Raw genomic sequence first — 18,546 nt, 5'->3', positions numbered from 1 at the left:
TCGTACCCTCCGGCCCTGCACACACCATCTCACTTTGTGGAGCCAGCCAACGCGGCAGGGCTTTCCGCCGTCTACTCCTAAAGCGAAGAAAAAGCGAAGAATAGATTCAGAGAGGCAGCTACGTATGAGCGAACGCACCGTCGAACTTGACCAGCCGGTACTGACCGATGAAGCCGGCAATGCACTGCGCGAGGCGACCGACCGCGCGGAGCGTGCTGAAGCGGAGTTAGCCAAGCTGAAGACGCAGCAACGAGAACATCCGGCGGCAACGCCGGCCAGCAGCGCACCGGCGGCACAGGTTGAGCGTCACCAATCGAATCCCCAGGAGGGGACCGAATCTCGCGCCGTTTCCACGGACAATCTGAAGCAGCCGCCGAGCCCCAGCACCGCCGCCAACGCACCAGAAGGCTCACAAGGTGCGCCGGTGTACGATCGCGGCTCCGCCAACCGCGCCATGGCCGAGGGTGGCGGTGTCGACGAACTTCGCAAAGACCCGATGATGGCCCACCTGCTTGACTCGCTGGACGCCGGTACGGACGTCGGCCACTACGGCCGCCTCGTCTTCAGCATGGTCGCCCGGCACTTTCTGCCTCATGCAGAAGTCGTCGCGTGGCTGACCAAAGACAAGGATTTCAGCGAAGACCAGGCACAGCAGATGCTGCACCAGGTAGAGGGCCGCGACTACACCCCGCCGCGCCGCGAGCGCTTACTGGAATGGCAGAGCGAACAGGAATTCCAGTTCATCGACCCAGACGATCCGGACAGCGGCAACCTGTACCGCAACCTGAGATTTCCGCAGGAAATTTACCAGCACATCGGTCACTATCAGGACGCGAAAGCGTCCTGATAGATCTTGCCTCAACCCTGCGGCTCCAACAGTTCGTAGGTGCTACGAACGAACATGAAATAGCCTCGGATCAAATGGCAACCGGCGCTGCGACGTAATCTTCACGTGCGCAGCGTCAGGGTGCTTAGGGTTCAGCAGATAATTCCACGTATACGGCGCCACGGCCGCCGGAACACGGGCGAGCGCACTTTCGCCAGATGCTAACCAGGCGTCACCCAAAGCCTGGGTCTCTTCCTTTGCAGGTAGATCTTCGTCCGTGTGCGCATTCCGCTCAATGGATAAAACTTTGAGCGGGCGCAGAGTGCTTACGCCAAGTAGCTGGTAAGTCGACGGGAAGTCTCCTTCTTCAGCCTCCAGATTTACCAATACTTCGAGGATGGCAGACGCAGTTGCCTCCGAAAGGTAGACAAGACGCTTGCCTTCAGCTTCCGTATGCCATCGAGCGCTGGAAAACTCAGCGCCCAAACCCGACAAGTTCGAGTGTTCGCTGATGCGCCAAAGATGAAGCAGTGAACCGGATCCACGCCCGCTTTCTCTCTGGGTCACTGATACAGATTCTCGCTGATTGACCAGAGCATGCCTTCCACGAACCGAGTCCCTGCTTCGGTCCGCAAATTCGACAGTGGACTTGTGTCCTCAAGCCGGCTGGATGGCCGGCGTAGCCACCGCATCGCCTTCTCATGTTCGCCAAAGACGCGGTCTGCAAAAGCAAGCACTCGCACTACGCGCAGCAGTCGTTCGCTTTCTTCTGGGGAGAGCCTTTGCTGCTTTGCCCTGCGGTGTTTTAAGGTCCGCGCTGGGATGATAACGTCACTGATCTCAGAAGAGGTAAACCCAGCCTGTTTCAGTTTTTCTAAACCGTCCAGCGTTAAGCCTTGTTGCGTTTGCTGGCCTAGGTGGAAGTCGCTGCTGGGAACGGAACCAAGATACGGAAAGTAAACGGCAAGTGCGCCCATTGCACCACCTCAAGGACAGTATGCCATACATCCATGCGGCATACTGTCCACCTTAGCTCTTCAGCGCCGCATCCACCAGTGCCTTCGCCTCGTCCTGGATCTGCCTCAGGTGCTCCTCTCCCTGGAAGCTTTCAGCGTAGATTTTGTACACGTCCTCAGTGCCCGAGGGCCGAGCCGCGAACCAGCCATTCGCTGTTGCCACCTTCAGACCGCCGATGGCCGCACCGTTGCCGGGAGCGTTGGTCAGCACCTGCGTAATCGGCTCGCCGGCCAGCTCCTTCGTCGTCACCTGCTCGGGTGACAGCTTTGCGAGCTTCGCCTTCTGCTCCTTGGTCGCGGCCGCATCGATACGCTGGTAGGCCGGCGTCCCGTATTTCGACGTCAGCGCCTGATACAGTTCGCCCGGATCTTTTCCCGTACGCGCCGTCATCTCCGCAGCCAGCAGACCCATGATCGGGCCGTCCTTGTCGGTCGACCAGGACTTGCCCGCAATCGTCAGAAAGGACGCGCCCGCCGACTCCTCGCCACCAAAGCCAAGCGAGCCATCGCTCAACCCGGTCACAAACCATTTGAAGCCGACCGGCACTTCCAGCACCTTGCGCCCGATGCCCCCGGCGACGCGGTCGATCATGCTCGAAGACACCAGCGTCTTCCCCACCGCCGCGTCCTTCGACCACTCCGACCGGTTCTGGAACAGGTATTCGATCGCGACCGACAGATAGTGGTTCGGATTCAGCAGCCCGACAGACTTCGCCACCACGCCATGGCGGTCGTGGTCCGTGTCGCACGCCCAGCTCACGTCAAACTTGTCCTTGTTCTGGATCATGCCGGCCATCGCGTACGGCGATGAGCAGTCCATGCGGATCTTGCCGTCCCAATCAATGTGCATGAAGCGGAAGGTCGCGTCCACCAAGGTCGACAGCACCGTGAGCGGCAGCTTGTACTCTTCCGCGATGCGCGGCCAGAACGCCACGCCCGCGCCACCCAGCGGATCGACCGCAAGCTTCAAACCACTGCCCGCGATCGCTTCCATGTCGAGAACCAGCTTCAGGTCGCCCACATACTCGCCCACATAATCATGGGTCCGCGTCGCCTCGGCTTTCAGCGCCTGCGCAAACGGCACGCGCTTCACATCCTTCAGCTTGTCCCGCAGTATCTGGTTCGCCCGGTCCTGCACCGCCTTGGTCACATCGGTGTCAGCCGGGCCGCCATTGGGCGGGTTGTACTTGAAACCACCATCCTCGGGCGGATTATGACTCGGCGTAATCACAACGCCGTCAGCAAACCCGTTTCTGCGGCCCCCGTTGTAGTTCAGAATGGCGTGCGAAAGCGCCGGCGTCGGTGTGTAACCGTAGCTGCCGCCCTCAGTGTTCGACCCGGCGGGCAGGCCTGCCCCGTTGTCGATGCGCGTTTCCACACCATGCGCCGCCAGCACCTCCAGCGCGCTGCGAAACGCCGGCTCGCTCAGCGCGTGCGTGTCCATGGCCACAAACAGCGGGCCGGTAATGCCCTTCTCCTCGCGATACTCCACGATCGCCTGCGTGATGGCGAGGATGTGATCCTCATTGAACGCCGACTTCAGGCTGGACCCGCGATGGCCGCTGGTGCCAAAGCTGACTGCCTCAGCCGGGTTCGCCGGGTCAGGGTGCAGCGTGTAGTAGGCCGAAACCAAACGGGACAGATCAACCAAGGACTGCGGATCGGGCAGGTGGCCCGCTTTCGGATCGACGCTCATCGTGAAGTCTCTCAAGAGAGCGGCAGTCTACGTTGCCGCACGCTCTGCGACCTTGATGCTACCAACATGGGATAACCTTCGCTGCCCTGAAATCGTTACAATTGCGTTCTCCCTTGGTTCGTCGCGTCCAGTGAGCTCCACGACCTGATCCGGTCTCACGTGCGCTTCGGTATTCCGTCTGTGTTCGTTCCCAAGAGAACGGATGAAGCGGTCGCGTCACAACAGAATCTGGATCACCGCGTGTGCTGTCACGGCAGCGGCGCTTCCAACGTGCGCCTTAGCCGCACAGTCGACGCTGCTCGCCGACAGCTACGTGACTTCGCAACGGCCGTCCACCAACTACGGCTCGCTCACCAACCTCTACGTGAACGGCAATAGCACCGCTCTGCTGCGGTTCGACCTGGCGGCGCTTCCGCCGGACGCGACTGCCGCAACGATCGGCCGGGCGGTGCTGCGTGTCTATGTGAATCGGGTCAACGCGCCCGGCACGCTGGCGGTAGCGGCCGTCCGCAGCGACTGGCGCGAGAGTGCCGTCACCTTTCAAACCCTGCCGCAGGCTGGCAGCGCGATCGACTCGGAGTCCGCTAACGCCGAAGGTCAGTTTGTCGCGTTCGACGTAACCGCCCTGGTGAAGCAGTGGGCCGCCACGCCCGGCGCGAACTTCGGCTTCGCGCTGACCACGACTGACGCCGATCTGGTGCTCGACAGCAAGGAAAGCGACACCACGGCACACCCCGCCACACTGGACGTAACCATGCTCGCCGCCGCCGGTACACCCGGGCCGCAAGGTCCTGCCGGCCCTGCCGGACCAGCAGGGCCGACAGGGCCTCAGGGGCTCGCCGGTTTGCAAGGCATACCCGGCACTGCGGGACCACAAGGCCCCAAGGGCGATCCTGGTGGCCTCACCTACCGCGGCGCGTTCCGCAGTGCTTTCACCTATGCCACCAGTGACGTGGTCACTTATGGCGGCGGCGCGTGGGTGTCACTGCAGGACAACAACGCCGGCAACGCACCCGCCGCCACCTCTCCGCAATGGGGTGTGCTGGTGCCTGCCCCGTCTCCGGCCAGCACAGGAACACCGACGTCCGGGCCAGGGGGCACCGCTGTCGGCCTGGTCTATAAAGGCACCTTCAACGGCGGCTCCATCTACGCAGCCAACGAGGTCGTTACTTACAACAGCGCGGCCTGGGTCTCGCTGGTAAGCAGCAACATAGGCAATACACCGCTGGACGGCGGCGCGTACTGGGCGGTGCTGGTGCCCGCGCCAGCTTCTACGCCGACCACACCTGCTGGTCCGTCTACTCCAAGCCTCAGCTACAAAGGCGGGTACACTGCGGCTGCCAGCTACGGCCTGAATGACGTGGTGACCTGGGCCAACGGAGCATGGGTGTCCATCGCCGCCACGAATCGCGGCAACACGCCGGATGCTGCTCCCGCATACTGGGCGGTGCTGGTGCCCGCGCCGGCCTCCACTGGCGGTGGTTCCACACCTGCGGCAACGCCATCGCTCAGCTACAAGGGCGTGTACGCCTCCACCACCAACTACGGCCTGAACGACGTCGTGACCTGGCAGGCCGCGGCCTGGGTCTCCATCTCCGCCTCGAACGCGGGCAACACGCCCGACCAGTCGGCTCGCAACTGGGCAGTACTAGTGCCGGCAGCCGGATCGGGCGGCACCTCCGCTCCCGTCGTAACGAAGAACCTGGCGTACCAGGGCAATTACGTGTCGGGCACCAACTACGCCATCAACGACGTCGTCAGCTGGCATTCGTCAGCGTGGATCTCCACGATCGACAGCAATCACGGAAATACTCCCGACCAGTCGCCGAATGCGTGGGCCGCCCTCGTTCCCGCCGCGGTTGGCATTCAGGGCGTGCCTGGCGCAAAGGGCGACACCGGCGCAACCGGGCCGCAAGGTGAGCGGGGCTTCCCCGGCGATACCGGCCCGCAGGGGCTGCGCGGCGTAACCGGCGCAACCGGGCGGCCGGGCTTCGTGTACCAAGGCGCGTACCAGTCCGCCACGAATTACAACAGCGGTGACGTGGTGCTGTGGCAGGGCAGTTCGTGGGCGTCACTGGCCGACAGCAATCATGGCAACACGCCGGACCAGTCGCCGCAACAGTGGGGCCTGCTGACCAGCACCGGCCTCAAAGGCGATAAGGGAGACGCGGGCGAGACCGGCCCGCAGGGACTCCAGGGCCTGCCCGGGTCCATGGGACCGGCGGGTCAACAGGGGCCGACCGGACCGATCGGCTCCAACGGACCGCAGGGTGTGCCCGGCCGCGACGGCGCGCAAGGACCGCAGGGCGCGACCGGGCCTGCCGGCGCGCAAGGCGTTCCCGGCCCCGTCGGCATCACCTGGCGCGGCGGCTACACCTCGGCCACGAATTATGCGTTGAACGATGCGGTCACCTGGCAGGGACAAAGCTGGCTTTCCGCTACCGCAGGCAATCACGGCAACACGCCCGGAACCACCACGGACTGGGTTTTGCTGGCGGCGCAAGGTGCAATCGGGCCGCAGGGTCCCCAGGGTGACATCGGCCCGCAAGGCAACAAGGGAGACACTGGCGCAACCGGTGCGCAGGGACCGCAGGGTTTGCAAGGCGCGATGGGACTACAGGGCGAACCGGGTATGCTCTTCCAGGGCAGCTACGACGCCACGCGCAACTACGCCCTGCACGATGGCGTTACATTCGGCGGAGGCACATGGCTTTCGCTCACCGCCGGCAACCACGGCAATACGCCGGGAACGACGCTCGATTGGGTACAGCTCGCCGCACCTGGCACCGTGGGCGCAACCGGACCGCAGGGCGCGATGGGCAGCACCGGTCCCGCAGGACCCAAGGGTGACAGAGGCGACATCGGCGCAACCGGTCAAGCCGGCCCGCAGGGGCTGCAAGGGGCTCCGGTCGCCTTTCGCGGCCCCTGGAGCAGCGTTAGCGCTTACGTAACCGGCGACGCGGTTTCGTACAGCGGCTCATCGTGGATCGCCACTGCCGCGACCAGCGGCACCCCACCCGGCAGCGCGCCCCAATGGTCGCTGCTGGCGCAAGCCGGTGTGACCGGAGCGACGGGAGCAACAGGCGCAGCCGGCAGCAAGGGTGACACCGGCGCAACCGGTCCGGCCGGCAGCGCGGGACCGCAGGGCGCACCGGGTCTGACCTGGCTGGGAGCTTACAACTCCACCACCACGTACGGCACGCGAGACGCTGTCAGCTACAACGGCGGCAGCTATGTTTCCCTTGCCGCGGGTAACACCGGCAACACGCCGGGCGCAGCCGGAGTCACCCAGTGGGTGCCCCTGGCGCTTGCCGGCAGCAACGGCACACCTGGGGCGAACGGCAGCAACGGCGCACCCGGCACCGCAGCCACCATTGCGGTGCGTAACGTCACCAGCGGCGCCACTGCCTCCATCACCAATGCCGGAACAGCCCAGGCAGCGGTGCTGGATTTCGTGCTGCCGAAAGGCGATCCAGGCGCAACTGGACCGGCAGGTCCGGCCGGGGTCAATTTCCGCGGCGCATGGGCATTGGGAACGGGCTATGGCAAAGGCGATGGCGTGTCGCTGGACGGCTCCTCGTACGTTTCCCTCACGGCCAACAACCTGACCAATCCGGGCACGGACCTGCAGACCGGCGGCGGCAACTGGGCGCTGCTGGCGGCGCAGGGTGCCACCGGAGCCAACGGCGCCGCCACGGTCACCATCGGCACGGTGAGCAATGGAAGTACCGCAAGCGTGACCAATGTAGGCACGAGCACTGCGGCGAAGCTCAATTTCGTCCTGCCGCAGGGTGCCGCTGGCGCGACAGGCCCAGCCGGGCTGACCTGGAAGGGCGCCTGGCAGAGCAACGGGATGTATGCCGTAAACGATGCGGTCAGCTATGCCGGTTCGGCCTACATCGCCATCGCCGCCAACCAGGCGACCGCTCCAACCGGCTCCGCCTTCAGCATCAATGCCTGGGCGCTACTGGCTGCGGCCGGCGCGACCGGTCCCACGGGCACCACCCCGACGTTTGCCATCGGCAGCGTGACCACGGGAGCCCCCGGCACCGGCGCCGCCGTCACGCTTGCCACGAACGGCACGGCGAACACGCTCAGCTTCACGATCCCGCAGGGCGCTACCGGAGCCTCCGGCAGCGGCGGGTCCGGCTCGGGTGCCAACGGCAGAATCTTCACCGCGACGCACGCTCTGCTCCCCAGTGACAACGGCGTGCAGTACTACTCCGTGGGCAGCAGCAACACGCTCTCAGCCGACAGCCCCGCATTAATGACGCTGATGCCGGGCAGTTGTACCGTCAGCTCCGTAACGCTCTACAACACGGGGGGCCGGGGACCAGTGCTGGAGATGCGGGTGGGTGCCAGCCCGGTAAGCGTCATCAGTACAGCCGGTGCCTGCAGCAACATCGCGGCAGGTGCTTCCACCTGCAATTTCAGTCCCGCCATTGACCTGGGAGGCAAGTTCGTCGACATGCGTGCCGTTGGAGCGACCGGCAGCAGTTATCTCTACACGCTGTTTACATGCAACTGATCCGGTGCAATGTCAATGACCAAAATGGTATTTCGCAGCGCACAAACGTTTCTTGACAATCCAATTCGGTTCCAGCAACGTTCTCTGGGCAGGAAAGTCTGTGCGATGTGTTGCTGTTTGCGGGGAAGAGAGTCCGTCATATTGAACCACTCAACACAAACTTTCATGCGCTCCACATTATTTAGGTTCCACGCAACTCAATCATCGGAGATGGCTTCCTAATCCCCGTTCTCTACCGCCCAGCATTCTTCCGCATCATGGCTTACTCAAACGTTCCACTTGCACAGGAGTCCCCGTATGGATCAACTCACTAAACAAATCGTCAACAAGGCGCTTTCGCGGCGTGGCTTCCTTGCCAGTGCCGGCGTAGCTACAGCGGCAACCCTGACCGGCTGCGGCGGCGGAACCACCGCGACCGTACCGGTGCCGACCACACCGCCTGCGACCGCGGTTTCCGATGTAGACGTACTGAACTTCGCACTCAACCTGGAGTACCTGGAAGCCGAGTACTACCTGCGGGCAGTGACGGGCGCGGGCATTCCCGCGGCGGATCAGCTGTCAGGAGCAGGTGCGGTCACCGTAAAGAGCGGCTCCAAGGTGACGTTCACGAACAACTTCACCATGCAGATTGCTGCGGAGCTGGCGCAGACGGAACTGCAGCACGTGCGCATTCTGCAGGCGGCCGTCAAGTTGCTGGGCGGAACGCCTGTTGCCGCGCCCGCGATCGACCTGATGAACTCGTTCAATGCCGTCGCATCGCTGGCCATGATCGGCAGCTCCTTCGATCCGTTCGCGAACGAAATCAACTTCTTCGTCGGTGCAGCCACATTTGAAGATGTGGGCGTGACGGCGTACACCGGTGCGGCCAGCTTGCTCACCAACGCGACGATCCTGTCCGCGGCAGCCGGCATTCAGGCAGCCGAGGCATATCATGCGGCCACCGTGCGCGCCATCATCGCGGGAACCGCGGCAATGACTGGCTCGTCCACGGCACTGTCGCAGTTTGCGGCGATTCAGGGCGTGCGCGCCTCAGTTGGCGGCGGCAACGAAACCATCCTGACCCCGGGCATCAGCTCGACCGGTGCGGTCTCGGCCAGCACCATTGTCGCGGCGGACAGCACCAATTCACTGGGCTTTGCGCGTACCACGGATCAGGTCCTGCACATCGTGTACGGCGCTCCCGCCGGTGTCGTCAGCAAGGGTGGATTCTTCCCCAGCGGCGTAAACGGCAACATCAAAGCCACAGCAGCTTAATTCCCGGAGATACCATGGCTACTCTTGAAACACAAAAGCTAGATTCCATCATTGCCAGCCGCCGTACTCTGCTCAAGGGAGTGGGTGCGCTTGCGGCAGCAGCTGCGGTAGGCGAAAAAGTCGCCAACGCCGCAGTTCCTGCCGCTCCGACCGATGCGCAGGTGTTGAACTTCGCGCTGAACCTGGAATACCTGGAAGCGCAGTTCTATACGCTTGCCGTGGAAGGTGTAACCGCGGATAAGTCAACCCTGGGCGGCGCCATCGGCACCGGCGCAGGCACGGCTGCGACCGGCGGCGGCACCGTCAAGGTGAAGGCCAACGCCAAGGTCACATTTGCGAACAAGTCGATCCAGGCTTACGCCATTGAAACGGCGCGCGAAGAACGCAACCACGTGAACTTTCTGCGTGGCGCCCTCGCCGGCGGTGCCGTGGCTCAGCCTAACCTCGACCTGCAGACCAGCTTTGTTGGCCTGGGCAATGCGCTGACGCCGCCAGTCGCCAACTTCGACCCGTTCCTGAACGACCTCACCTTTCTGTACGGCGCGTATATCTTCGAAGATGTGGGCGTGACGGCTTACCACGGCGGTGCCGCGTTCCTGGCGCAGACGAAGCAGTACCTGACTCCGGCAGTCGAGATTCATGCGGTGGAGGCCTACCACGCTGGCCTGATCCGCTCGACGCTCTACGGCCTGGATCAGGGTGCGTTGACTATTCCCGGAACGACACTGTCGATCGGCGGTGTGGCACCGACCGCAACCAGCATCAGCAACCTGCGGGCAACGCTGGACGGCACCAAGGGCACGGTGCCCACGGATGCCGTAGGCTTGACCGGCCAGGACGATTTCGGTCTGACGACGATCTCCGTTCCGCTGAACGGCACATCCGCCACTGCCTCTACGATTCTGGATGCAGGCAAAGTGACGGCCGCAGGGTCGTCAACGGTCACCTACAACTACTATGTGGCGTTCGCACGCACTGTGCAGCAGGTGCTGAACATCGTGTACGCGAGTGCGACAGGCGTCAAAGGCGGATTCTTCCCGAACGGCCTCAACGGCGATATCAGCTAACTTCATCACAACCAGAACGGGCAGGTCCACATGGGGCTTGCCCGTTTTGCTTTTGCTGGTTGCCTTGACACGCTTCATCGAAGAAAGAACGCCGCCGGCTCAATTCAATGTGCCCAGGTCTAATGCGCTTACATCGGCTGCACGTCCGATGCCTGCCAGCCCTTAGGCCCCTTGATCACATTGAACTGCACGGCCTGGCCTTCCTGAAGGCTCTTGAAGCCCGTTGAGTTGATGGCCGAGTAGTGCACGAAGACGTCCTCGCCGTTCTGCCGGCTGACAAAACCAAATCCCTTTGCGTCGTTGAACCACTTCACCGTGCCCTGTTCCATTGTCTTCCCCTTGGGAATGATGTGAACGGCAGAAACGAAGCCGTGCCGGCGAAACGATGCCGGTGTTTTCCAAAGCTTCTCTGCGCGATTGCCGCTACTGTAGCACAGGGGTGCGCCGCAATACGTCGTTTGCTGAGGTATCGCGCCGGATTTCACGGACGCGCGCAGCCGCACTACTCGCGTTCGTCAGGCGTACTTGCCGGCCCGGCTCACGGCCGCTTGCACGAATTCGGTCGCACACGCGAGCACCTCATCCAACGACATGCTAGTAGTGTCGATGCGGATGGCGTCATCGGCCGGATGCAATGGGCTGGCTTCGCGACTGCGATCGCGATCGTCGCGCGCGGCAATCTCGCGGGTGATGGCGACGCGGTCCTCGGCGACTGCGCTTCCGGCAGTTTGCAGAAAGCGGCGGCCGCCACGCGCTTCAACCGAGGCGTCTAGAAAGATCTTGACCGTGGCATTCGGAAAGACGACGGTGCCGATATCGCGGCCTTCCATCACGACACCCGACGGTGCCGCCTGTCCCATGGCGCGTTGGGCGGTAACCATCCAATGCCGCACCTTCGGATGCACGCTCACGCGAGAAGCGGCGGCAGTGACCGCCGGATCGCGCAAGAGTGCGGTCACGTCGCGGCCATCCAGCAGGACGCGGTTACCGTTGTTCCCTGGTTCCAGCACAATCCGCGTTGTCTCCGTCAATGTCGTGACGGCGGCCGCGTCATCGACGGGCGTGCCCTGCTCGACGGCTTTCAGGGCAAGCGCGCGGTACATGGCGCCCGTCTCCAGGTTGAGCAGGCCGAAGCGTCGGGCCAGGTGCGCCGCAACCGTGCTCTTACCCGCTCCGGCCGGTCCGTCGATGGCAACGATCAGCGGATGTGGTTCGGGCGAGGAATCAGACGCGTCGGAAGCGGAGGGCATGTTCCCATTGTGCCGCACCCGATGCACCGTGCACGCGCGATTCAGTCATGCGTGATTTAGTCACGTGCCGGCGGTGTCGATTCCCGCAAATCGCGGACGGTGTAGCCCTCCGGAGTTGCGAACCACTTCGGCTCCGGGTCGGTCCGGTTGATTTCGGTCACGGTAAAGGTCTGGCGGCCGATGGACGGTGCGTCTACCACGGAGCGCAGGTTCAGTCCGAGATCCTTGCTGTACGAAAACTCGCGCAGGGTAATCATGAGTTTATCGTTGCCCATCACGCCCGGTTTGTACGGTCGTCATATCGCGATAGCGGTGAACGGAAACGCCGAGAAGATCGTCCACACCAAGATCCTCGTGCAGACGATACGCCTTGCCACCCGCGAGGGGGCCGGACTGGAAGAGGCTCGGCTGATAGCGGCTCAGTGAGGTCATGACCAGCTTGCGCAGATTGCAGGTTTTCGTCCGCGTCCAGCATTCCGTATAGGTGAGCGCGACCGGATCCTCGATCTGGATCAGGTTGGTGATCAGCGGAATTTTCGAACCCTTGGGCACCATCAGAACGCGTTCTTCGTAGATGCGGCCCATGCTGTCACGCTTGATGGTGCGGGAGTTCACGGTGGTGAAGGTGCCTCCATTCGTCATGGATCGCGCCCACTCCGTGCTCAACATGAGGCTGAACGGCGCGCCTGGCATGGGCGGCACGGCGATGCTCTGCAGAATCGTCTCGCCGCCGCCATCGTTGGTCACGGTCATGCCGCCGTCGCCCTGTTGCGCAGGAAGCGCCGCCGGAATCAGCAAGCAGAGCGGAAGGCAAAGTCGGACAAACGAGGGCCGGAGAACCATGGTGCGCTCCTTGGGACTGCGTTCGCAGTGTATGCGCACCATGGTATTCCCGGCTTTTTCCTCAGGCGATGTGCCCGGACCAAAGCGCCGGCCTAGTCCGAGCGGCGTTTGGGAGCACCGCCGCGGGCAGGGCCGGAGCCCGGACCGCGGAAGGAAGGCTTAAAGCCCGGCTTTCCGAACATGCCCGGAGCGCCCTTGCCGCCACGATCGCGGCCAAAGCCGGAGCCGCCGAACTTGGCGCCACCCGGGCCTGCGGAGTGTGCGCCGGACTGGAAATTCGGGCGGCCCTCGCCGGGTTCGCCACTGAATCGCTTGCGATCGCCGCCGAAGCCGCCGCTTCCACCGCCACCACCAAAGCGCGGCCGTCCGCCAAAGGCTGGGCGATCGCCGCCGCGTCCCCCTTCACGTGGGGTAAATGGTCGGCGCTCACCATCGCCACGGGGAGTGAATGGACGGCGCTCACCGCCTTCACGGGGTGCGAACGGACGACGCTCACCACCTTCGCGGGGTGTGAACGGCCGGCGCTCACCGCCTTCACGGGGTGCGAACGGACGACGCTCACCATCGCCACGAGGTGTGAACGGGCGGCGCTCGCCGTCGCCACGGGGAGTAAACGGACGACGTTCGCCACCTTCGCGTGGGCTGAATGGACGGCGCTCACCGCCTTCGCGTGGGCTGAATGGACGGCGCTCACCGCCTTCACGGGGAATGAACGGACGACGTTCGCCACCTTCGCGTGGGGTGAATGGGCGGCGTTCGCCATCGCCACGGGGAGTGAACGGACGACGTTCGCCACCTTCGCGGGGTGTGAACGGACGGCGCTCACCGCCTTCACGGGGAATGAACGGACGACGTTCGCCACCTTCGCGTGGGGTGAATGGGCGGCGTTCGCCATCGCCACGGGGAGTGAACGGACGACGTTCGCCACCTTCGCGTGGGCTGAATGGACGGCGCTCACCGCCTTCGCGGGGCGTGAACGGGCGGCGCTCGCCATCGCCACGTGGAGTGAATGGGCGGCGTTCGCCACCTTCGCGCGGCTGGAAGCCACCACGGTCGCCGCGCGGTGTGTAGGGACGGCGCTCGCCGCCTTCGCGGGGGGCAAAGGGCCGGCGTTCGCTGTCGCCCTCGGTGCGGCGCGGGCGCTCGTCATCCCAGGGCCGGGCGTAGCTGTTGCCCTCGCGCGGCTGTGAGCCTTCACTTGTCGATCGAGGCGCAAAACCACCGCGGTCGCGCGGAGCGAAGCCGCTACGGTCGCGTGGGGCAAACCCGGCGCGGTCGCCGCTTTCGCTCCGCTGAAAGGGGCGGCGCTCACGCTCACCGGAGCCGGCGCCGAAGCTGCGGCGCTCGCCAAACGGCTTGCGCGGACGATCGCCGAACGACGGACGGTCGCCACGTGAGAATGACGAATGGTCGCCCCGGCCGGAGGGCGGACGGCGATCGTCGCGGCCGCCGGAGCGCTCGCGGCGCTCTGCCATGTCGGCACGGCGATCATCCTGCTCATAGCGCGAGCGCTGCGGAGCAGAGGCCGCAACCGGTGCCGCGTTGTCGGCGGGCAGGGCCGGAAACTCGCCGGCGATGTGGAGCAGGGTCTTGCCCTCCACGACGATCTCGTCGAGCTGGCGCGTGGCAGAAAGGCCGTGCACGACTTCACGCACGCGCGAGCGGGCGGCGAGCGGCGAAAGAAAGATCTCCATGTCGTCGCCCGTGGCCGCAATCGCCTGGTGCAAGTAAAGCGACAGCAGCGCGGAAAGCGCGGTGGGCTGGCCTGCGTTGGCGCCGGACTTGAGCTGTTTCAGGAATTTGCTGGTGATCAGCTCCCACTTCGCGGGCGCGCCGTCGGCGTCCGGCAATGGAATGACGCGCTGGATGGACCACAACTCATTCAGCGCGCGCAGGGTGGCGGAGTCGGTGATGCCCTGCCCGAGCAGGCCGGTCAGCTTGTGCGGCGGCATCGCGCCCTTTTCCTTCAACAGGGCAAACACCTTGACCGCAAGCGGCGAGACGCGCATGGGGCCGGTGGTCGCGGGTTCATTCTTCCAATTCTTGTCGCCACGCAGCGTGTAGACGAACGAGAAGGCCGACGCCGGAACCAGGTAATCCGGCTCGCCGGTGGCGTTGCCGAGCAGGTTGAGCGGGACGACAGTGCCGTCCTCAACGAGGCGGGCAAGGGCGCGGTTCACCGTCTCGCGCTCCTCCGGCGAGAAGCCGTTCACGGGTGCGGCGGCGGGCTCGTTTTCGGAATCGCCTGCACCGTTTTCCTTATCGTTAGCGCTAACGTTGCTCCGCAGGTCGTTTGGAACGGGGTCGCCCGCGGCGTGGATGCGATCTTCCTCAGCAATCTCGTCGCCTTCGTCTTCGGCGAACTCGTCGTCGTCGGAGAGCATGGTCTCGGGGTCGGCTGGGATGTTGCCGTCTCCGGCGAGCATGGCTTCGTCGCCTTCGGCGGTCGGAGGCTCATCCTCGTCCTCGTCGTCTGTGTCGCCGTCTACGTCTACGTCTTCGTCTTCGTCTTCGTCTTCGTCTTCGTCTTCGTCTTCGTCAGCATCGTCCTCGATGGAGTCGGCGTCGCCGTCCTGGGCGAAATCTTCTTCGGGCTCTTCATCGCCTTCTTCGTCTTCGACCGCGAACTCGTATGCCTCGTCGTCGCTGCCGTCAGTGTCCTCGTCTGCTTCGTCCTGGACTGCGGTGGCAGCGCTGCTGCGCTTTGGCTTGGGAATCCAATTGTTCTCGGTGCGGCCGAGCACTGCTTCGGCGAAGCTGGGCATGGGTGCCTGAAACTGCGCGAGTGGGTAGACGGGCAGAAGGCCGGCAGATTCAATCCATTCGCGGATGGCTTCGGTGGTCTGCAGGGGTTCGCCGTTGCGGTGAAACTGCGCTTCGCGCGCGCGGGAGAGCTGCTGTGCGGTAATGTTCTGCTGGGATGGCATGCGTGCCTTTCGTTCCGGCGTTGCCGGATGTGCATTCCGGCTCTTGCCGGAACTGCGTGCCGGGCGATGTAGCCGGGCTGTTCGGGGCAGGTCGGACGGAGCGGAGACTACCCGCGGCGTGCCTGCCGGTACGGTTCTGATGTGTGATGAAGGCGCGCAGCAGATGGCTTCCCAGCCGTCCTACGTTGTCTTCCGACCCGGGAGTCCGCCGGGACGAGATTCAGTCGTTATGATCCGGCGTTGTTGCCCGTGCCGGGAAAATACAGTTTTCTCCACTGCGCACCCACGATGAAGCTGTGGGTACTCCGGTCGAAATGACAGATATGAGGCATGCGTAAGGCACACGCACAGCTTCTGGGTGGGTCCGGTAAACGTTAGATGCGCTGAAAGGCCCGCTGAATCTCTTTATGAGAATACCGCAAGGCGATGGGACGGCCGTGTGGGCAGGCCATGGGGTTCTCGGTTTTGCCGAGTTCGTCGAGCAGCCACTGCATTTTGCTGTGTTCCAGCGGCATGTTGATTTTGACCGCGGCGTGACAGGCGATGGAGGCGGCGATGCGACGGCGGCGCGCCTGGTAGTTGTCGGCCTGGGGCGCGTCGTCGTCGGTTTGCAGCAGCTCGGCGAGGGCGAGTTCGAGTTCTTTACCCTCGAGGCCGACCGGGGCGGCTTTGACGGCGAGGGTGCGCGGGCCAAAGGGCTCCGCCTCGAAGCCGTTGCGGGTGAGTTCGTCGGACATAAGAGCGAAGTTCGCCATTTGCGCCGGGACGAGGTCGATGAGCATGGGCATGAGCAAGCGTTGGCGCTGCACGCGTTCGGTCTCGCGCTCGCGCATGACTTTTTCGAAGAGGATGCGCTCGTGGGCGACGTGCTGGTCAACGATCCAGAGACCTTCTTCGTTGACGGCGAGGATGAAGGAGTTTTGCACCTGCCCGAGCGGGCGGAGGTTCGCGAGGCCGTTGAGGTTGGCGGTGTCTTCGATGCGGTCGGCTTGTGGAGCACGGGTGCTGGTGCCGGGCGGGAGGTGGGTGTGGCGGTGTGGGTCGGTGGTGAAGTTCGTTGCCGCTTCGGAAATAATGCGGGTTTCTCCACTGCGTTCCCACGGTGAAGCTGTGGGACCTTCGGTCGAAATGACAGAGTTTTGCTTGTCCGTAAGAAGTCTTGTGCGAGCAGCCTCAGCAGTGGCCGCCTCTTCGTCGGTTTCGGATCGGAAGTGACTGATCCCGAGGAGGGGGTCGTATTCGGAGGCGGGGAGCGGACTGGCATCGGTGGTGAAGGCGAGGCGACCGGGGATGGGTGCGGAGCGGCGGGCGGTGAGGGTGAAGCTGTCAGTGTCGCTGACGTCAACGGGGTCGCTGACGCGGGCGAGTTCGCGGGCGGCGCGCTCGCGTTCGTCGGCGTTCAGGGCTTCGCGGACCTGGTGCTCGCTCCAGGGGGCGTCGGAGCCGGGGCCCGGGCCGCGCAGGATGGGGTCGAGCTCGATGCCGTCGTCCCGGCCGTTCAGCAGGTTGTCGCCGGCCTGTGGGTCGCCGGGCCGGGCGGGTTCGCCAAAGGTTCTGGCAGAACGGGCGGGGTTGGGCGCGGCGCCGTCTGCGGTTCCCAGCGCGGTGAGAAAGCCGGCGGCGGGACGCGCCTTCATGACGGTGTTGCGCACGGCGTCGCGCACAAAGTCGTGCACGAAGCTGGACTGACGGAATCGCACTTCCGTCTTTGCGGGGTGTACGTTGACGTCGACTTCGGCGGGCGGCATTTCCAGAAAAAGCAGGACGACCGGGAACGAGGTGGGCGGCAGGATGTTGCGATAGGCCTCAGTCAGCGCGTGCAGGACGAGACGGTCGCGGACCTGGCGGCCGTTCACAAAGACGTAGATCGATCCGCGGTTGAGCTTTTGCAGCTCGGGTTTGGAGACAAAGCCGCGCACGCGTAGGAAGCCCGGCTCGGGTGGTGTGTAGTCGGCATCGCGCTTCCACGGCGGCGGTTCAGGGATGCCTGCGCGGGCGAAGTCGATCTCGGCGGCGCAGGGCAGCATGTCGCGCGAGACGTCATGGCCAAGCACCTGGAAGAGCCGCTCGCTCGCATCGCGCACTGTGGGCGCAACTAGCAAGGCATTGGTGCTGGTGTGCAGCTCGAAGTGCTTCTCAGGGTGCGCGAGCGCGTAGTGCGTGACGAGCGCGGCGACGTGGGAGAGTTCGGTCGGTTCGGACTTGAGGAATTTCTTGCGCGCGGGCACGTTGAAGAACAGATCGCGGATGGCGATGGAGGTGCCGACGGGAGCGCCTGCGTCCTCGACGCGGGTCATCTTGCCGCCGACGATCTCGATGCGGGTCCCGACTTCATCTTCAGCGGCGCGCGTGTCGATCTCGACCCGGGCGACGGAGGCGATGGAGGGCAGCGCCTCACCGCGAAAGCCGAGCGTGGAGATGTGGAGCAGGTCGTCGGCGGAGCGCAGTTTGGAAGTGGCGTGGCGCTCAAAGGCGAGCATAGCGTCGTCGCGGCCCATGCCGCAGCCATTGTCGGTGATGCGGATGAGCTTGCGGCCGCCGCCCTCCACCTCAATACGAATGCGGGTGGCGCCGGCGTCGACCGAGTTTTCAAGCAGCTCTTTGACGACGGAGGCGGGGCGCTCGACGACCTCGCCCGCGGCGATCTGGTTCGCAACCTGGTCGGAAAGTACGCGGATGCGGCCCATGCATTGATTGTAGTAAGACTAGCGGCATGCTCGATGTACATCCTGCGAGCAAGGACGGCGCGGACGCGCTAGCGGAGCAGCTCGGTGTGTTGCAGGGGCACCTGCTCGCGATCGAAATTGCGGCGCGCGTGCTGCAGGAGAAGCAGAACGCCTTTCTGGAAGGCCGGAAGCCGAGCAACTACATGTAGGAGTCGCTCAGCGACTGGATGTCCGCCGGCGAGAGGATGCACCCCCCCCCCAGGATAGTTTTATGCCGTTGCTGTCAATAGCCTACCAAGGCGTTTTTTGACGCGGCAAACAGAAGCGTGTGTCACATGGCGAACGGAACCGGACAAAACGATTGGGCGATGCTGTTTTTGTTACTTACGAAAGTTTACCCGGGAGATTCCCATGCAGACTTCCCCTCTTATTCTTTGTGTCGGTTATGATGCGCGTCTGCTGGAATCCCGCAG

General features: G+C 64.0%; 14 protein-coding genes. 5 read left to right on the top strand and 9 right to left on the bottom strand.

Annotated features, from left to right (window positions below; translation table 11 throughout):
- Positions 1–124 precede the first annotated feature (124 nt).
- Complete coding sequence (locus ACOFKT_RS00070; protein ID WP_419805413.1) at positions 125–847, top strand: hypothetical protein; 723 nt, start codon at positions 125–127, stop codon at positions 845–847.
- A 42-nt stretch (positions 848–889) separates the two neighbouring features.
- On the opposite strand, the gene ACOFKT_RS00065 is transcribed toward ACOFKT_RS00070, so the two are convergent.
- Genes ACOFKT_RS00065 through pgm form a run of 3 tightly spaced genes read right to left on the bottom strand, consistent with a single transcriptional unit; the run spans position 890 to position 3,538 of the window.
- Positions 890–1,393: an RES family NAD+ phosphorylase gene (locus tag ACOFKT_RS00065; RefSeq protein ID WP_419805412.1), complete on the bottom strand. Its 504-nt coding sequence runs from the start codon at positions 1,391–1,393 to the stop codon at positions 890–892.
- Positions 1,390–1,803 (bottom strand): antitoxin Xre-like helix-turn-helix domain-containing protein, encoded by a 414-nt coding sequence (locus tag ACOFKT_RS00060; protein WP_419805411.1) that lies wholly within the window; start codon positions 1,801–1,803, stop codon positions 1,390–1,392. Before ACOFKT_RS00060 ends, ACOFKT_RS00065 begins: the two co-directional genes overlap by 4 nt.
- A 52-nt stretch (positions 1,804–1,855) precedes the next feature.
- Entirely contained in the window at positions 1,856–3,538 is a 1,683-nt protein-coding gene (gene pgm, locus ACOFKT_RS00055) for a phosphoglucomutase (alpha-D-glucose-1,6-bisphosphate-dependent) (protein WP_419805410.1), read from the bottom strand.
- 202 nt (positions 3,539–3,740) lie between these two features.
- Between pgm and ACOFKT_RS00050 the strand changes: the two genes are divergently transcribed.
- The 3 genes from ACOFKT_RS00050 to ACOFKT_RS00040 all read left to right on the top strand — a co-directional run bounded on the left by ACOFKT_RS00050 (position 3,741) and on the right by ACOFKT_RS00040 (position 10,387).
- Entirely contained in the window at positions 3,741–8,066 is a 4,326-nt protein-coding gene (locus ACOFKT_RS00050) for a DNRLRE domain-containing protein (RefSeq protein ID WP_419805409.1), read from the top strand.
- Between the two features lie 297 nt (positions 8,067–8,363).
- Complete coding sequence (locus ACOFKT_RS00045; protein WP_419805408.1) at positions 8,364–9,320, top strand: ferritin-like domain-containing protein; 957 nt, start codon at positions 8,364–8,366, stop codon at positions 9,318–9,320.
- Positions 9,321–9,334: 14 nt separating this feature from the next.
- Positions 9,335–10,387 carry a ferritin-like domain-containing protein gene (locus ACOFKT_RS00040; protein ID WP_419805407.1) on the top strand — a complete coding sequence of 351 codons (1,053 nt, stop codon included), beginning with the start codon at positions 9,335–9,337 and terminating at the stop codon, positions 10,385–10,387.
- Positions 10,388–10,515: 128 nt separating this feature from the next.
- Here the strand turns inward: ACOFKT_RS00040 and ACOFKT_RS00035 are convergent, their stop codons facing one another.
- From ACOFKT_RS00035 to mutL, 6 genes are all read right to left on the bottom strand, one after another.
- Positions 10,516–10,716 carry a cold-shock protein gene (locus ACOFKT_RS00035; RefSeq protein WP_419805406.1) on the bottom strand — a complete coding sequence of 67 codons (201 nt, stop codon included), beginning with the start codon at positions 10,714–10,716 and terminating at the stop codon, positions 10,516–10,518.
- Between the two features lie 186 nt (positions 10,717–10,902).
- Positions 10,903–11,637, bottom strand: a complete 735-nt coding sequence (gene cmk / locus ACOFKT_RS00030) for a (d)CMP kinase (protein ID WP_419805405.1) — start codon at positions 11,635–11,637, stop codon at positions 10,903–10,905.
- A gap of 56 nt (positions 11,638–11,693) precedes the next feature.
- Positions 11,694–11,894 carry a hypothetical protein gene (locus ACOFKT_RS00025; protein ID WP_419805404.1) on the bottom strand — a complete coding sequence of 67 codons (201 nt, stop codon included), beginning with the start codon at positions 11,892–11,894 and terminating at the stop codon, positions 11,694–11,696.
- A 4-nt stretch (positions 11,895–11,898) separates the two neighbouring features.
- On the bottom strand, positions 11,899–12,480 hold the full coding sequence (locus ACOFKT_RS00020) for a hypothetical protein (protein WP_419805403.1): 582 nt from the start codon (positions 12,478–12,480) through the stop codon (positions 11,899–11,901).
- A 92-nt stretch (positions 12,481–12,572) separates the two neighbouring features.
- On the bottom strand, positions 12,573–15,407 hold the full coding sequence (locus ACOFKT_RS00015) for a hypothetical protein (protein ID WP_419805402.1): 2,835 nt from the start codon (positions 15,405–15,407) through the stop codon (positions 12,573–12,575).
- 374 nt (positions 15,408–15,781) lie between these two features.
- A complete protein-coding gene (gene mutL, locus ACOFKT_RS00010) occupies positions 15,782–18,094 on the bottom strand; it encodes a DNA mismatch repair endonuclease MutL (RefSeq protein WP_419805401.1) in 2,313 nt (770 codons plus the stop codon).
- 26 nt (positions 18,095–18,120) lie between these two features.
- Between mutL and ACOFKT_RS00005 the strand changes: the two genes are divergently transcribed.
- On the top strand, positions 18,121–18,282 hold the full coding sequence (locus ACOFKT_RS00005; RefSeq protein WP_419805400.1) for a hypothetical protein: 162 nt from the start codon (positions 18,121–18,123) through the stop codon (positions 18,280–18,282).
- The last annotated feature ends 264 nt before the right edge of the window (positions 18,283–18,546 follow it).

Source organism: Terriglobus sp. (assembly GCF_965201105.1).
In the GTDB taxonomy this organism is placed as follows: Bacteria; Acidobacteriota; Terriglobia; order Terriglobales; family Acidobacteriaceae; genus Terriglobus.
This window is presented reverse-complemented; position numbering and strand designations above follow the sequence as displayed.

Bases quoted from the DNA above. Each gene is read 5' to 3' on its own strand.
- ACOFKT_RS00070 (WP_419805413.1), top strand. From the start codon at position 125: ATGAGCGAACGCACCGTCGAACTTGACCAGCCGGTACTGACCGATGAA.
- ACOFKT_RS00060 (WP_419805411.1), bottom strand. From the start codon at position 1,803: ATGGGCGCACTTGCCGTTTACTTTCCGTATCTTGGTTCCGTTCCCAGC.
- pgm (WP_419805410.1), bottom strand. From the start codon at position 3,538: ATGAGCGTCGATCCGAAAGCGGGCCACCTGCCCGATCCGCAGTCCTTG.
- ACOFKT_RS00050 (WP_419805409.1), top strand. From the start codon at position 3,741: ATGAAGCGGTCGCGTCACAACAGAATCTGGATCACCGCGTGTGCTGTC.
- ACOFKT_RS00045 (WP_419805408.1), top strand. From the start codon at position 8,364: ATGGATCAACTCACTAAACAAATCGTCAACAAGGCGCTTTCGCGGCGT.
- ACOFKT_RS00040 (WP_419805407.1), top strand. From the start codon at position 9,335: ATGGCTACTCTTGAAACACAAAAGCTAGATTCCATCATTGCCAGCCGC.
- ACOFKT_RS00035 (WP_419805406.1), bottom strand. From the start codon at position 10,716: ATGGAACAGGGCACGGTGAAGTGGTTCAACGACGCAAAGGGATTTGGT.
- cmk (WP_419805405.1), bottom strand. From the start codon at position 11,637: ATGCCCTCCGCTTCCGACGCGTCTGATTCCTCGCCCGAACCACATCCG.
- ACOFKT_RS00025 (WP_419805404.1), bottom strand. From the start codon at position 11,894: ATGATTACCCTGCGCGAGTTTTCGTACAGCAAGGATCTCGGACTGAAC.
- ACOFKT_RS00020 (WP_419805403.1), bottom strand. From the start codon at position 12,480: ATGGTTCTCCGGCCCTCGTTTGTCCGACTTTGCCTTCCGCTCTGCTTG.
- ACOFKT_RS00015 (WP_419805402.1), bottom strand. From the start codon at position 15,407: ATGCCATCCCAGCAGAACATTACCGCACAGCAGCTCTCCCGCGCGCGC.
- mutL (WP_419805401.1), bottom strand. From the start codon at position 18,094: ATGGGCCGCATCCGCGTACTTTCCGACCAGGTTGCGAACCAGATCGCC.
- ACOFKT_RS00005 (WP_419805400.1), top strand. From the start codon at position 18,121: ATGCTCGATGTACATCCTGCGAGCAAGGACGGCGCGGACGCGCTAGCG.